The sequence below is a fragment of the Flaviramulus sp. BrNp1-15 genome (assembly GCF_022259695.1).
Classification (GTDB): Bacteria; Bacteroidota; Bacteroidia; order Flavobacteriales; family Flavobacteriaceae; genus BrNp1-15.
The window spans coordinates 2,213,987-2,229,954 of record NZ_CP092099.1 but is presented as its reverse complement, the minus strand read 5'-3'; the positions used below and the strand labels follow the sequence as shown (position 1 = coordinate 2,229,954).

Below are 15,968 nucleotides of genomic sequence, written 5' to 3'. Positions count from 1 at the left end.
TTAGGATTTAAAACTAGAACTACTTGGTAATTCGAACACTTCAAGGTTAAAATAAGGTAATGAAGCAATTAGGTGGTCGAAAATATCTGCTATAATATATTCATAATTTTCCCAACGTTTATCTTTACTAAAGGCATATAATTCAATAGGAATACCTTGTGAAGTAGGTTCTAATTGACGCACCATAATGGTCATTTCTTTATTTATGGCAGAATTGTTTTTTAAGTATGTATCAACATATTTTCTAAAAATACCAATATTAGTAAGGTTTCTACCATTTAATAAAAGCGATTTATCAATATCATGGTTTTGATTATAAGTTGATATATCAGTTTGTCTTTTATTTAGGTATGATGTTAAAAGCTGAATTTTCTTGAGATTTTCAATATCTGAATCAGATAGATATTTAACACTTTCTAACTTTATATTTAAGGCTCTTTTTATTCGTCTACCGTTAGAACTCGTCATACCACGCCAGTTTTTAAACGAATCAGAAATTAGAGCGTAAGTAGGGATTGTGGTAATGGTTTTATCAAAATTTTGAACCTTTACCGTAGCTAAAGTAATTTCTATAACATCGCCATCGGCACCATATTTCTCAAAAGTTATCCAATCTCCAATACGCACCATATCGTTTATAGATACTTGAATACTAGCTACAAAACCTAAAATGGTGTCTTTAAAAACTAAAATAAGTACAGCCGAAATAGCACCAAGACCTGTTACAAATTTTAAGAACGGAATGCCAGTAATAATAGCAATTGCCGACATGAAACCTGCAACCCAGGCAAATATCATAAATACCTGTATGTAACTATCTATAGGTTTGTCTTTTAAACGCGGTAGCGTTTTAAAGTAATCTTTTAGAGTATTTAACAGACTTCTTACAATCCAAAGTGTTAGAATAATAGCAAACACCTGTAACCCTTTTTCAACAACATTTTCAAAGGCAGGAAAATCAAAAAAAACGGTAGGAAAAAATTCTAAAGTTATCAGTAAGGGAATGATATGCGCTACATTCCTTGGTACTTTATTGGAAATTAAGAAATCGTCAAAATTGGTTTTAGATCTAATAGCAAATTGAACAAACGCATTAATGAGTAATTTTCTAATAATAAAATCAACAATAAAAACTAAAACTATAAGAGCTACCAATAGCAATAGCATGTTTAAATACTTAGCCGTTGCCTCTGAAAACCCAGTAGATAAGAAATAATCATACAGTAAATGTTGAATTTTATCCATTTATTTTACTGCGTTTTTTAAATACTTTTTATCAATATAAAAGGTTCCAAATGGAATTATAGAAGCTAAAAGCACTTGCTTAAATTGTTTGTTGTTCCAGTTAAGGTCTTTTCTTAACATAAATGCCATAACTATGTAAAGCATAAACAAAATACCATGAGGCATTCCTAAGAGTTTAACATATGAAGGATCACCTGCTAGATATTTAATAGGAGTAGCTATAAACAGTAATAAAATATAAGAAACACCCTCTAAAAGAGCGACAATTCTGAATATATTTAAGAATGTAAACATAAATGATAATTTACATGCAAAAATAATGATAAGCGATAGGAATAAAAAGAATTATGAAGTGTTATATAACTTAAATCTGAATGATTTTAGTTTAATTTAATATTAATAACACCATTTGCTCCACGAACTCCGTAAAACGATGTATCTGAAGCATCTTTATAAACTTGAATAGATTTTATATCGGCAACAGAAATAACGTTTGAAAGACTTCTAAAATCACCATTATATGGGATTCCGTTGATTAAAAATAGAGGTTCTGAACTGTTTACTATTGAATTTCCTCCTGAGCGAACAAGAACTATAGAATCTGGACCAGAGCCTTTAACAACTACACCAGCGATACGACGTAAATAATCGGCTAAAGAAACTTCTGCATTAGTAACCATAACTTCATTTGCTGGTTGTCTAGCAGTATGTAAAACTAAATCGTCTGTTTTTTGAGATTTACAGCTAAAAAAGGCAATACAACTGAAAAGTAATATTAAAATTATATTTTTCATACTGTTTTTATATTTACAATAAATATAAAAAATATATTCTAAGTATTTTATTTAGAGTACATTAAAAATAATAATACCATAAATAGCAAAGCGTAATAATCTTAAAGAGCCGTAAGCCATAACATTTTTAAACGGAAATTCAATAAGACCAGCTGCAATACAAGATATAGAAAAGGGTAGTGGCAATAAAGCACCAACAACTATTAAAAAACCACCCCATTTTTTAGAGTTTTTAAGCTGTTTTTCCATTTTTACCTCTAAGTAGTTATGTACCGAAGGTATTTTGGTAATAGTGCGTCCCATCCAATATGCTAAAAGTCCGCCACCATAAGATAAAAAGGCTAAAAGCCCCAAATAAAACCACGGACTATACATTTTTCCTGCCCAGGCAATAAAAATTTCTGGTGGAACAAGACCTAAAAGTGTTTCTGAAACAAAAAAGAAACTCAATACACCATAAGCTGGTAAGATTTCGGTAAGTTGAGTTAAGGCTTTATTAATATCAAAAAAATGATTTATTATGTAAACCGCAGCAACAATAGCAATAACATATGGTAATGCTTTAACTATAGCATTCCAAACAAACTTATAAAAGCCAGTATAGTTATAGTATTGATGTAATAATTGCAGACGAGATTTTTCTGCTTTAGATTTAGGTTTCATTATGTTATAGCAATTTAAGGCTCGCAAATATAATTGTTTGTTTTTAATATTAATAACAGTCTATTATATTTAAACATTATTTAACACAAAGGGAAGTATAGTATTTAATGGTTAAAAACCCTATTTTACATAATATAAATTATAGTACAAATATATTGTATGAGTAAAATGGCGAATACAGCGTATTTAATATAATTGTAGATATAGTGCCTTTAGGTCTATATCGTCAACAATTATGTTACAGCCTTTTACGACCTCTAGTTTATTTTAAAATGTAATTGAAATTTTAGCGTATTTGAATAATTATGCAACAAAATTTATTTTAAGAGATTCTCGTGGCATTACGTTAAGAGATTTAATTATATGAAATCGAGTTTTTACGAGATTCACGAACTTATGTAAAGTTTTAAAAAATAAGGGATTAAAATAATTATGTAAAATAGAACTATGTTTATATTTTTGTAATTAAACCAAATACAATATTAGTATCTTCTTTATTTGTGATTTGAGATTTATACAGATACGTTTTATCATTTAAAACTTCTATAATTTCAACAGAAATAAGATTACCTTCTTTGTGTTTATCTTTTTCTAAAGGCATTTTAATAGTTTCTAGTTCATATTTATGATTATCAGTCCAATTTATTTTATAAACCTGTCTACCTCCTAAACCGCCTTTTTCAATTTGACGATTCTTTCTTCTATTCATTATAGTTTCGTTGTAAGCAGGATTCTCATATTTATACTTTCCTCGATGAAAATCTTTGCATTTTAAACGTTCTTCAGCAGGTAATTCATAAGTTTTATATTTAGAATTGACGAAGTAATACACGGATTGCCAACATTCATTAGTCATTTTCATGGGATAAATCAATTTTGCATTTTTAAAATGTTCCAGACAACCTAATCTCCACCCTTCGTTTTTATAAGTACTTTTCTCTTGGTTTATCTTTATATCATATCGTTTTCCATTATCGTCTACACAGTAATCAATTACCACCACCGCTACTCTATCTACATTATCAACAAAGGTTTGAGAAAAAGAAGAAAAGAAAATACTTATAAAGGCAATAAACAGAAGATTCTTCATTATAATATTATTTGCTTAGACTAAGGTAAATTATCTTTTTTTCTTGGTAAAAAAAGAAACAAAAAAATCAAGACTACATATAATTTTAAAAATAATTGCGGAGAGTTACACTATATTTTAGACTATTTAGTGTAAAGAAAATGTACAGTGTACATTTTTAGCTAAATACGATTTGAAGGAGACTTTTAGTTAAGTGTTGTATCCAAAAACAATCATCCACTGGATAATTGCATTTGTATAGCCTAAAATATGCACGCTCATTACTCCTATTTTTTTAACCAAAATTTTATGAGGTCGTCACAAATTTTAAGATAAAAACAATATTCCTTGACGATTTATATGTCGTGCTAATTTTGATTGAATTTCAGATAATAATTGTTGTCTAGCTCTAAATAAAGGCTTAATGTGCTTGATGTTATGTGTATTAGTAGATGTAAAAAAGTACCTAAAATTTAATATTAGAATATACTTTTCTCCTTTTAAATCAAAAATTGGAGAAATAAAAATAGCTTCTGATTTATCATCAATATAGTCTAGATAATCAGATTTAATCAACATACCTTTTACGCATCTATTATATTCGTTTTTACCTTGTACATAATCACATAATGGTGTAACTGTACAATAAATTTTCTTCCATTCTTTCCTAATATTTCCACGAATTGCCTTAGCATTCTTATCCACGAGTTTAGAAATTTCTCGTTCTGTTTTATCCACTTTATCAATATCAGGAATTATATTTTGTATGTGATTTCTATCTATAGAATTATTTAATAAATCTTTAAAAATAGCTTCCGTTTTAAGATTAATATCTTCAATTATTGCTCCTGAATATTCTATAGGATCAGTTGCTCCATTTAATAATAGTTTACTATTTATTGAATAAATATTATCAGAAAGAATATTTCCACTAATTTGCAATTCTTGTGGCTTTTCAATCGCGGTAGTATTAATAGTATGCTCAATAGTATCATTTAGGACAATGTTTAGAGCATTAAAACTACTTTTGAGTTTATTTTCTGCGATTTGGCTTTTGTAGGTTTTTCCAGAATAGCTACTTCCTAATTTATTCATTATAAAATTAGCATTGTCAGTCCAATCTTTAAATTCATGGTATGAACTAAAAACCTCTTGTAAAGTCAAATCCGTTGATTGGTGTATTTGATTTTCCCATTGTAATAGATAACTGTGAACAGGATCATCATTTATTAAATTTGTTACTTTTCCAAAAAGACTTTCTAGGTTTTCTTCAGAATCTTCAGTTTCTGTACCATCATAATTAAAAAAATCTGATTTATTAGCAGAAGTAAAACCAATAGGTTTTCTGTCATCTAAATCATTATCAAAAATATCTTTTATTAAGCTATCGTATTCATTGTCATTTCTACTCCAATAAACTATAACATATGGGAAATTTTTTGAAGAAATAACTCTCTTTAGTACAGGAACTAGTTTTGCTTTCAAAACTTTATCCTGATGTGTAGCATCATCTATTAAGTTTATATCTAGGAATAGAACCCTAATATCATTATAATTTTCACCATCAACGGGCAAATATTTTGGATCACCAGAAAAATATGTGTGAGGTTTTTGATTTTTTGATAAAATATTTATTAAAGGTTGTGCTTGGTTAATTTTGTCATCAATTATAGCAATTCTTCCATTTATTGGTATACTCATATTTTTATTTTTTAAATGAAAGTATTACTGTTGCTCCATCCTTATATTCTTCTGGAATTTCAAAATCATATTCTTCTGGAAATAATAATTTACCATTTTGTGCTTCCATTATTTCACTTGCAATATGTAACCCTAATCCCATACCTCCAGACTTTGCAGAAACAAATGGTTCTGTTATATCATCAGTTGGTATTAAAAATCCAGTTCCATTATCCGATACTATTAGATTGATTAATTTATCACTTTCTTGGAGGTTAATATAGATTCTCTTTTTAAAATCAATATTGTCTTCAATTGATTTAATATATTTTTGTTGTAACCAATAAATAGAATTATCAATTAAGTTCATCAAACTTCCAATCAAGAGGTTTTTAGCAATTTTAATATTTTTACTACCATCATAATTTTTATATTCTTTAATTACTTCAATATTATGAGAGCCCAATCTATATTCTACGTTAAATAAAGCTTGTTCAATAACATCTATTATATTTTCGGTTGTCTTGCTAGATCTTCTTATTATTTCGGCATAGCCATCTATTAAAGATGATAAGTGCTTTATTAATTTTAAAACTCTGTCCGAACCTTTTTCTACCTTAAGAACTTTTGTTACTTCGTACAAAATCTTCTCTACTTCATGAACTACAACAGACATACTTAAGCCAGCACCAGCTGCTTTTAGTAAATTTTCACTAACCCTTTTAAAATCAGATTCTATTTTTACCAAATATTTTACTATTTGTGTTTTTACCTCAGAATCCTTTACTTTATCTTCTACGTATAATTTTGCTTCACCTAAAGTACTCATTAGAGGAGCTGACTTTGGTGTAGGCCCATAAATCTCTTTTAATTTTCTTTTATCAGTATACCTTAAAGTTTCTATTAAGTCTAAGGAATGAACTATTGAATTTTTAAACGCTTTATATGCATTATTTTCAACAAACCCTTCACGATTAGTTTTTTCTCTTAAATCGCTACTATCTTTTCTATCTAAATAAACAGCTCCTAATATTAAATTATTACTTACTGCTTTCGTTGGTTGTTGAAAACGTCGATAATCTAACCCAAGCCAATCATTTTCTGGCTCTCCATAATCATATACCCTCAATCCATCACGAAAAACTTTAACACCTCCGTTTGACTTCATGTAATCTTTAAATCCTTTTTTGTCAGACACACCAAGCTTTAGAATAAATGAATCTAAATCAAAAATAAAGCCTTCAAATATTACTTTACCAATATTATAATCTGACAATGAAAAAAAATCTTCTTTATTTTTCTCATTTTTAAAACGCAATTGTTTTAAGGTTTCAATTAATTTATCATCTTCATAAATATCATTTGGAAACAATTTAGTCATTGTCTCCCAAGGAGTAAAATGGTATTCAAATTTTGATATTATGCCTCCTTCAATAGTGACTTTAAAATTGAATAAAGAGTAATCTTTTACATCATCCCATTTCAATAGACCTTCAAACCAACCTGGTTTATCCAATATGTCAAAAGAAGGTTTGAACGAATCATTATTCTCAAAAGGTGATGCTAATGCAGTAATTGAGCGTTTCACTTCTCTAGCTATTCCTCTCTCCCACTTCTTCCTTAAATTACTTATGACAATATTTGTACCTGTCTCTTCTCCTTTAAAAATTTGAGGCTTTTCTCTTTCTACAATTTTGATAGGAACATCTTCTAAATATTTATATTTATCAAAATCCGCCCAATTTATTTTAACAAAAACTTCTTTGGAATTCATTGCTTTAGTAGTCATTTCTATTGTATTGCCTAATTTGTGGACACCAAATCTTCCGATTCCTTTTTCACCAATAGGTAATCTATTGTATTTGGGTGAACCTTTTAAATTTGCAATTTGTTTAGTTTTAAAATCACTTCCAGGTTCAAGCCAAACATTTTCTACAATATCGGCAGTCATACCAAATCCATCATCTTCAATAATGATTATACCCATTTCAGGATTATCTACATTTTCCATATAGATTTCGACTATATTAGAATCTGCATCATAAGAGTTTTTAACTAACTCTACCAAAGCAATGCTTTCATTTTTTATTAATTGATCTCCTAATTGAAGAAGTAATCTCGCACGAGGTTTAAAAGTAGCATCTATTTCCTTATCTAAATTTTTATCAGAACTATCAAAAAGATCAATCTGTGTATTTGAATTTTTATCATTAGGTTTTATAATAATTCCTTTGCCAACTTTAGATGGGTTTAAGTTAAAGTAGTCAAGAAATTCATCTTTGTTTTCATCTAATATAAATCCTTGATAAACCTTGTAATCTAATTTAATTAAAATGAAAAGAGAATTAAACTTAATACCTCTACCTAATCTGGTAATGCGATATTCATTTTTAGCTTTGCCATAATATATTAGCTTACTTTCTTCTTCGACTTCGTCTTCCCATTTTACCGTAACAATTTCATTCCTGTTTTCACCTCTTGGTCCATTAATCTCTGGAAACATAGAAATGACATTTTTTGGTATGTATATACCTGCTTGATGACCACCAGTTTTACCCGCATCATTAGCAGATGCAAATTTGATAAAACTCTCTTCAGAGCTATTAATTAATTCAACAATTTCTGGTATAGTTCTCATTTATATCTCGTTGATAATAACATTATCTTCGTTTATTAGCAAATCATTTGTTTCAATAAAATTAGTCATATTTTCAGCAATTGCAGTTAAAACAGGAACAGCTACTGAATTACCAAATTGCTTATAACTTTGTCCATCAGAAACAGGCTGTTGAACTTCGCCATTAAAAAATTTGTAACATTCTTCAGGAAAACCTTGAAGCATACATGCTTCTAAAGGCGTAATTCTTCTCGGAATATCACCATCTTGTTCTAATAAAATTTCAGCACCATCTTTATAATATCTTGCAGACATTGTTCTAGTAATATTTCCTGCAAAAGGTCTTCGAATCATATTAAAGCCAAAACCATTACCTTTACTTTGGTGTCTATCTCTATGTCTTTGAAGAGAATTCCACGTTCCTAAACCTAAAGTATATTTATCACCATACAATTTTCTAATTTCTTCTTCTGGAATAATAATATCACCTAATTGATAAATCCTTTGTTCTGGTGGTTCAGGAAATAAATTCTCAATCTGTTCAACTGTAATATCTAAATCATTTCTAAAACCTATAATATATATTCTTTCTCTATGTTGTGGTACCCAATGAGATGCATCAATAATTTTGAAAGCATAAGTATATCCAATCTCTGTTAAAGACTGACAAATTGTTTCAAATGTTCTCCCTTTATCATGACTCCTAAGGTTTTTTACATTCTCCAAAAGAAATGTCTCTGGTTGTTTTATTCTTAATATCTCTTTTACTTTAAAGAATTCTGTTCCTTGAGTTGGATCATCAAAACCATGTAATCTTCCTTGACTATTTTTTTTTGAAACTCCTGCCAAAGAGAAAGGTTGACAAGGAAACCCAGCAGTCAATAAATTATGATCTGGTATTTGTTCGTTAATATTTTCTATCTCATGAATATCTCCAAATGGCATTTCTCCGTGAAAAGCATTATAAGTTATTTGTGAATATTTATTCCATTCTGATGAAAAAACACAATCATTTCCATGAGCTTCAAAAGCAAATCTTATTCCACCAATTCCTGCGTATAAATCTATAAACTCCATATAACACGAATTTAATAATTTTAAGTAATGATAAAAGAAATTCTGCATATAGTTTTTAAATTTTTATGAAATGAATTCATTTCACACACATTCCATTACTCTCCTATCGTTGTTTCGTAAAAAGAGCGTTTATTCACAAGGTTAATATTGTTTTAGATGTGTTCATGAATCTCCTAAACTCGATTTCATTAACATTGTAGAAAAAATTATAGAAGAAAAAAATAAAGAAAATGCAGTAACAACTTTCGCTTTTTACCAAAGCTCAAGTTATCTCTCGACATGCTCGAGACAGGCGACACGCAGAACATTATAGTACAATATGGCATTTGTACCATATTGGTTATTTTTTTTTATAAATGCTACTGAGCAAATTATTGATTGATAGCTTTTAAATGCGCATATACTGGATGTCCTTGTACTTTCAACTCTACGTTTTTATCAAAAACCTTAATACCTTTTACTTGATTAAGTTTTCCGTCTGGAGCGAAAGCTTTAACACCATAGAATTCCCCATTTTCATTTATAGCTTTAACATTAATAATATTACCTGAACGACTAATACCTTTTATATCTAATTTTGTACCATCTTCGGTTAATGCTTTAATATCGTAAATAGTACCGTTTGTTCCAATAGCTTTAACTGGTGCATATTCGTCTGTACTTTCCATTATTTTAACTGGTAGTTCTACCCCATCAACAAATGCCTTAATATTTATAAAACTATGTTGTTTAGAATCTTGTGTTGCTTTTACATCAAATTTATTGCCTTCGGCATCAAAAGCTTTCACATCTAGATTTTTACCTTCAGCAGTTACCGCCTTAATATTCCAGATAATTCTTTTAAAATCATTTTTATATTTACTTTTCTTTTTCTGTTTTGTAGGTATTAAAAAGTCATCTTCATTAACACTTGGGTGCATTGCTTTTACATGTGCATGGATTCCTATACCTTTTAAAATCATATCTCTTTCTCCTCTATTAATTTTTATTCCTTTAATATCATTAAGTTGTCCTTCTGGTGAAATAGCTTTCACGCCATAGAAATCTCCGTTATTAGTAATAGCTTTCATAATGATAATATTTCCAAACCTTGCAACTCCTTTAACATCCAGTTTTTCTCCTTCTGCAGTTATTGCTTTAATGTAATACTTATTTCCTTCATTAGTTATAGCTGCAACAGGAACAAATTGATTGTAACTCTCTAACATTTTAACGGGTAACTTCTCACCTTCAATTATAACTTTTACATCTAAGAAGCTTGTTTGATCGGAGTCTTGAATTGCCTTTAATTCGAATGATTTGCCTGCTTCATCAAAGGCTTTAATATCTAAACTTTTTCCGTCTGGATGAATGGCTTTAACATTCCAGTAAACATCATTAACTTTTTCAATGTCTTCTGTTTCAGTTTTACTCGTTTTATTATTTGAGGAGCTATTACAGGCCGATAATAAAAATAAAAATCCAAGGATAAATAAATTATAACTGATTGATCTACTGAATGAATGGTTTGAGTTTTTCATAATTTAACTTTTGAATTATCTAAAAGTAAAAAAAGATGATACCATTTTTCATGATATTAATCATAAAAAAATGAATGTATATTGATTCCACACACATGATACTTCCGTCCTATAAGTCGTTGCATAAAAAGTCTATACTCGCACACATAATTTTAATAAATATATGCTCGAGAATGTCGTAAACTCGATTTTATTAATATTGAAGAAGAAACTTTTGAGAATATAATTTTTAAAGCTACTTAGCTTTACGCAATATTTTAACAACGCGACTGTGTGTTATTTCTAATAAATTCCATTGGTAGCCTTCAAAATCGGTGGTATTCATAAATTGAATAACAACAGCATCAATATCTTTATGGTATTCTGCCATACATTGGTAACCTGGAGCCAATCCTCCATGATTAAATTCATAAATAGACGCATAGATTTCCATTTCGTCTTTATTAAGTAACGAACCATCGTTTAAAGCTCTTAAAAAGATACCAACATCTTCTGCTGTAGCTATCATCATTCCATTATTCTCATTTTTGAAGTCCTTTTCAATGCCAACATAATAACCGCTCATAACATCGTCTAGATTTACATCATCCAGTGATCCATAAGTGTTTTTCAGCCCAAGAGGTGTTAAAATTTTGGTCTTGAAATAGTCTTGACGAGGACCTCCAGTAACTTGTTCAATGACTCTTGAAAGCAGTAAATAATTCGTATTTGAATAGCCATAATCTTTGTTAGGTTTAAAGTTTGCTGGTAAATCAAGTGCATATTCAAGTACATCTATATTCGTGTTTGGTTGATTTGCCCAAAAATCTGGATTGTCTGTAAAATTTGGAATACCGCTTCTGTGTTGTACCATCATTCGTAAGGTAATTTCATCTGCATTTTCTATTCTTCCTACGAGTTCAGGAAAGTAATCAGCTACTGTTTTATCTAATGACAATTGATTATTATGCGCTAATTTAGTGATAGCAACTGCCACGTAAAGCTTGCTTATACTTGCTATTTTGAATAACGCCTTAGGATTAGCAGGTATTTTTTGTTCTCGGTTATGATAACCAGCTGCATAGAATGCTGGTGGTTTTCCGGCTTCATCTACATATACAATAACACCATCAAAACCATAACTTAAGGTTTGATCAACTTGTTCTTGAACAGAATCTGGTAGTGGTAATATCCATGCTTTTACTAAAATCCAAGGGACGAACCATAAGGAAATGAACGTTCCCGCAAATAATACGATTCTAAAAATTTGTTTTCCTTTACTAGGCTTTGGTTTGGTATGTTTCATTATTCTGTAATACAATAATTTCTGCTACAAATATATTTAGGGTTGTAGCAAAAAGAAATTGTAAGTTACTGAATTGTAAAATAGTATGGATGAATTGATTTTAAGTTGCTAAATTCTTTTTAACCAACAAACTATCCGTTAGCGCTAATAAATTATTGATTTTTTCATGGCTATAGGCGTCGGCATGTGCTGACGAGAAATGCCCTTTGTCATTATCAAAATATTTACCAGAATCGTTTTTATATTGCTCTAATAATGCTAAATCGTAAAGTATATCTACACCTTTTTCTACAGGAGACCAATGTTGCCCGTAAGCTTCTGCCACCATTTTAGTATTTAATAAGGACCCAGGATTTACAGCAATTACCGAAATATTAGGTTCTTGTTTGGCTAAATTAAAACTCCACATGGTCAAAGCTAACTTGCTTTGTGCGTAACTATTATTCTCGGAAACTTGTTCTCTACCTAATAAAACAGCTTCTGAAACTGGTGTTTGAGCAGCAGAACTTAAATTTATAATTCTTGGTGCTTCTGCATTTTTTATAATTGGAAGTATAGCATTAGTCAGTACATAAGGCGCTAAATAGTTTACAACCAAACGAATATCTAATCCATCTTCATTTTGTGCTGTTTTGCTTTTTAAAATACCTGCATTATTGATTAACACATCAATTTTTGGAATTTCATTTTTTATCTGTTCCGCTAGTTTTGAAACTGCTTTTAAATCTGAAAAATCAGCAACTAAACCTTTAATATTTTGGTTATTTGAAGCTTCTTTTATGTCTTTGATAACTGAATTTACTTTAGCTTCACTCCTACCATGAACGTACACTGTATGACCTTCTTTTGCTAGCTTTAAAGCTGTTAATTTTCCTATTCCGTCAGTACTTCCTGTAATTATTACGGTTTTATTCATGATGTTTTAATTTTTCAGTTGAATGAAATTCTGGTAAAACGTGTTTAGCTATTTGTTCTAAAGTATGATCTATATGCATTGTATTGAAACGTAAGTTTAAAGCTAAATGATTCACTCCAATACTTCGTAAAGTATCTAAATAATTGTTTAAATGATTAATTCCTAATCTAAACCCTAATTGAATAGGTTGCGGTTTTGCGTTTGCATCTTCTAGCAAATCTAAATACATAGGTTGCATAAAAGGTTTGTTGAATTCAGATGCTTTAGCAACCAATTCTCGATACTGTTTTATGGTGTTGTTTTGGGTGTACAAATCTCTAGGATAATTCATCCAACCATCAGCATTTTGGGCGTTCCATTCTAAAGATTGCCTGCTACTTCCTGTCATTAACATAGGTATTTTATGAGCAGTTGGTTTTGGTAACATATCTATATTACCTTGTAAACTTCCGTAGTTTTTAGTTTTAAAAGTTGGGAAACCACTTTGTACATTTCTAATATAATTGAACGATTCTCGAAACAATTCACCTCTATTTTCATAATCGATTCCCATGGCTGGATATTCATCAAAACGATCTCCAGAAGCCACACCTAAAAGCAATCTACCATTAGATAATTGATCGATACTTGTAGCCGATTTTGCCACATTTACAGGATGATGTAAAGGCAATGCAATACTTGAAACACCTAATGCGATTTCTGACGTTTGACCAGCCAAAAACCCTAAATAAGTAAATGGGTCGAAGGTTTGTCCTGCATCACCAAAATTAGGCACGTTAAACGGAATGTCGCGAATCCAAATAGCTTTAAAACCTAAGGCTTCCACTTGTTTAACACGTTGTAAATGATCTTGCATGGTTGGAACCGGACCCATAGAATACTTTTCTATAGGCACCACCACTCCAACGCTTAATTCGTTTTGTTTAAAAACAGTATTGTATGCTTTATTTATGGTTTCAAAAGGTTTCATTTTAAACGCGTTATTTTATTAGGCTTATTTCCAGGTTACAATGTCCTCGAGTGCTCTTCTGGTTTTTGGGAATTCTGGTTCTGCTTTTCTGTAACCAAAAGCCACCATAAACGATAAACCATATTTATCGGTATCAATTCCAAATTTTTCTTGTAATAAAGCTTCTGCTTTTTCTTGATGAAACCCTTCAATCGGGCAAGAATCAATGCCTGTTAAAGCCGCAGCTGTCATCATATTACCTAAAGCAATATAGGTTTGTTTTGATGACCAATCGAATAATTTTTTATCGGTATCTAAATTAAAATCGCGCTCTTGAAACTCTCTATAAAATTTAGAATACATCTCAATCACATCTTCTGGAAGTTGTTTAACTTCTTTCATCATGTGCATAATGTAATCTGCATCGTGTTTAACCATTGGCGCTTTCATGCTTAAACCTAACACAAAATGGCTTGCAGTATCTAACTTTAAAGGCGCTCCCCAAGATACAGACTTTAATAATTCTCGCAGTTCTTTATTTTGTACAACAACAAAATGCCAAGGCTCGAAACCAAAAGAACTTGGTGATAAATTAGCAGTTTTTAAGATGAAGTTTATTTGATCGTCTGTTAATTGTTTAGTAGCATCAAACTCTTTAGTGGCATGCCTAAATTTAAAAGCTTTTAAAACTTCCTCTTTTGTAATTGTTGGTGTATTCATTATGATATTGTTTTCCATGATTATTAATACTATAAATTTTATAGTGACAAAAGTATGTATAGTTATTAAACCTCACAATAACGGTCAAAAAGGATAGTACAAAAATATTTTATAAAATGCTGATTATCAATATTATGTGAATATAAAAAATTACTATAAAAAGTATAGTTGTGTAATTAATTATAGTATTCTATCTTTGCAATGTTTACAAAGAAACTATTATAATTTTTTAACGGTATTATGTATAAATTTAAAGGAAAAGAATACCCATGTTGCGCTAGCTTAACTATGGGTGTTATTGGTGGAAAATGGAAGACGGTCATATTATTTCATTTGATTGATGGATCGTTACGATATAATGAGTTGCGAAAAGAAATGCCAACGGTTACAGAACGCACCTTAAGCTTACAGCTAAAAACCTTGGAAGAAGACGGTATAGTTAAAAGAAAAGTATATACCTCTAAACCGCCATTAAAAGTAGAATATTCGTTAACCGATTTTGGTAAAACCTTAATACCTATAATTAAATCTATTGCAGATTGGGGCGTTTTTGTGGTTGAGGAAAAAGGCGATATGGTGGTTTAAGGATGATTTTTTTTAGAAATTGAAGTAAAAACTTTCTATATTATGTAAATTCAAGTTTTTATAACTAATTATATTTTAGTATAAATTATGATGTATTCATATTATGCAAAATTATCAACAAAAAAATCTTGATTAATTTTTTATTCAATTACAATATTTTCTTTTAACATATACTCTTCATTGCTTTATTTTTAGCTTTTCTTCCAAGAGTCTTTTAAAATTTTCAGTAATTGGTTTATACCTGATGTTCCTCCTGAAAGTACTGCAGCTGTAAATATAACATCGATATAGGAGAGTATTTTATGATTCATCCCTTTGTTAGACATATCAATAAAATCGCTTAAAATAGTAATACCAGTAATAGCTAAAATTAGTCCAGCGGCAAAAGCTATCATCCTAACATAAGACGACCTTTTAGAGTCAATTTCTGCAATTTTATCTTCTGCGACTTGTTTGGTGTTTGTAAAAGACGAAAGCTCTGTATTTAGATTTTGCATCGAGTCCATTGCATTTGCATTGTTGGGGCTTTGTAATTGCTGATTCAAAATCTTTTTATGGACAAATTTCTCTTTTTCTTTAATTATAGATAATGCGTTTTGAGCTTGTATTCTTTGGTCTGTAGTTGTTTCGTCTTCAGGAAAGAACACAGCTATTAACTGATCGAGTAGCGCACCTACAATAAACAGTTTAGCAAAAACGCCTCCAAGTAATTCTAACGTATTACCAGTTTTCCATTCTAAATCTGGCATAATACCTTTATAACCAATAATAAATACCAAAGTAATTGATATAAATGTTATTAAGAGCCACCAATAATCTTTAAATATTTTCATAATTCTAATTGTTAC

General features: G+C 29.9%; 15 protein-coding genes. 1 reads left to right on the top strand and 14 read right to left on the bottom strand.

Going from position 1 to position 15,968, the window contains the following annotated elements; genetic code table 11:
• From MBM09_RS09810 to MBM09_RS09750, 13 genes are all read right to left on the bottom strand, one after another.
• A complete protein-coding gene (locus MBM09_RS09810; protein ID WP_238673542.1) occupies positions 1 to 1,245 on the bottom strand; it encodes a mechanosensitive ion channel family protein in 1,245 nt (414 codons plus the stop codon).
• Complete coding sequence (locus MBM09_RS09805; RefSeq protein WP_238673541.1) at positions 1,246 to 1,539, bottom strand: DUF3817 domain-containing protein; 294 nt, start codon at positions 1,537 to 1,539, stop codon at positions 1,246 to 1,248.
• Between the two features lie 86 nt (positions 1,540 to 1,625).
• Positions 1,626 to 2,039 (bottom strand): TonB-dependent receptor plug domain-containing protein, encoded by a 414-nt coding sequence (locus MBM09_RS09800; RefSeq protein ID WP_238673540.1) that lies wholly within the window; start codon positions 2,037 to 2,039, stop codon positions 1,626 to 1,628.
• A 51-nt stretch (positions 2,040 to 2,090) separates the two neighbouring features.
• The gene (locus MBM09_RS09795; protein WP_238673539.1) at positions 2,091 to 2,702 is read right to left on the bottom strand and encodes a YqaA family protein; all 612 of its coding nucleotides are present in this window, start codon (positions 2,700 to 2,702) and stop codon (positions 2,091 to 2,093) included.
• Between the two features lie 451 nt (positions 2,703 to 3,153).
• Positions 3,154 to 3,792, bottom strand: coding sequence for a hypothetical protein (locus tag MBM09_RS09790; protein WP_238673538.1), 639 nt, complete (start codon positions 3,790 to 3,792; stop codon positions 3,154 to 3,156).
• 306 nt (positions 3,793 to 4,098) lie between these two features.
• Positions 4,099 to 5,472 (bottom strand): hypothetical protein, encoded by a 1,374-nt coding sequence (locus MBM09_RS09785; protein WP_238673537.1) that lies wholly within the window; start codon positions 5,470 to 5,472, stop codon positions 4,099 to 4,101.
• Between the two features lie 4 nt (positions 5,473 to 5,476).
• A complete protein-coding gene (locus MBM09_RS09780) occupies positions 5,477 to 8,089 on the bottom strand; it encodes an EcoRII N-terminal effector-binding domain-containing protein (protein ID WP_238673536.1) in 2,613 nt (870 codons plus the stop codon).
• Positions 8,090 to 9,145: a DNA (cytosine-5-)-methyltransferase gene (gene dcm, locus MBM09_RS09775; RefSeq protein WP_238673535.1), complete on the bottom strand. Its 1,056-nt coding sequence runs from the start codon at positions 9,143 to 9,145 to the stop codon at positions 8,090 to 8,092. It lies immediately after the preceding gene.
• A 371-nt stretch (positions 9,146 to 9,516) separates the two neighbouring features.
• On the bottom strand, positions 9,517 to 10,665 hold the full coding sequence (locus tag MBM09_RS09770; protein WP_238673534.1) for a hypothetical protein: 1,149 nt from the start codon (positions 10,663 to 10,665) through the stop codon (positions 9,517 to 9,519).
• Positions 10,666 to 10,900: 235 nt separating this feature from the next.
• The gene (locus MBM09_RS09765; RefSeq protein WP_238673533.1) at positions 10,901 to 11,950 is read right to left on the bottom strand and encodes a serine hydrolase; all 1,050 of its coding nucleotides are present in this window, start codon (positions 11,948 to 11,950) and stop codon (positions 10,901 to 10,903) included.
• A gap of 100 nt (positions 11,951 to 12,050) precedes the next feature.
• Positions 12,051 to 12,866 (bottom strand): SDR family NAD(P)-dependent oxidoreductase, encoded by an 816-nt coding sequence (locus MBM09_RS09760; protein ID WP_238673532.1) that lies wholly within the window; start codon positions 12,864 to 12,866, stop codon positions 12,051 to 12,053.
• Entirely contained in the window at positions 12,859 to 13,836 is a 978-nt protein-coding gene (locus MBM09_RS09755; RefSeq protein WP_238673531.1) for an LLM class oxidoreductase, read from the bottom strand. Before MBM09_RS09755 ends, MBM09_RS09760 begins: the two co-directional genes overlap by 8 nt.
• Before the next feature lie 24 nt (positions 13,837 to 13,860).
• Positions 13,861 to 14,535: an NAD(P)H-dependent oxidoreductase gene (locus tag MBM09_RS09750; protein ID WP_238673530.1), complete on the bottom strand. Its 675-nt coding sequence runs from the start codon at positions 14,533 to 14,535 to the stop codon at positions 13,861 to 13,863.
• A 240-nt stretch (positions 14,536 to 14,775) separates the two neighbouring features.
• On the opposite strand from MBM09_RS09750, the gene MBM09_RS09745 reads away from it, so the two are divergent.
• Entirely contained in the window at positions 14,776 to 15,120 is a 345-nt protein-coding gene (locus MBM09_RS09745; protein ID WP_238673529.1) for a helix-turn-helix domain-containing protein, read from the top strand.
• 191 nt (positions 15,121 to 15,311) lie between these two features.
• Here the strand turns inward: MBM09_RS09745 and MBM09_RS09740 are convergent, their stop codons facing one another.
• On the bottom strand, positions 15,312 to 15,953 hold the full coding sequence (locus MBM09_RS09740) for a hypothetical protein (protein ID WP_238673528.1): 642 nt from the start codon (positions 15,951 to 15,953) through the stop codon (positions 15,312 to 15,314).
• Between the last annotated feature and the right edge of the window lie 15 nt (positions 15,954 to 15,968).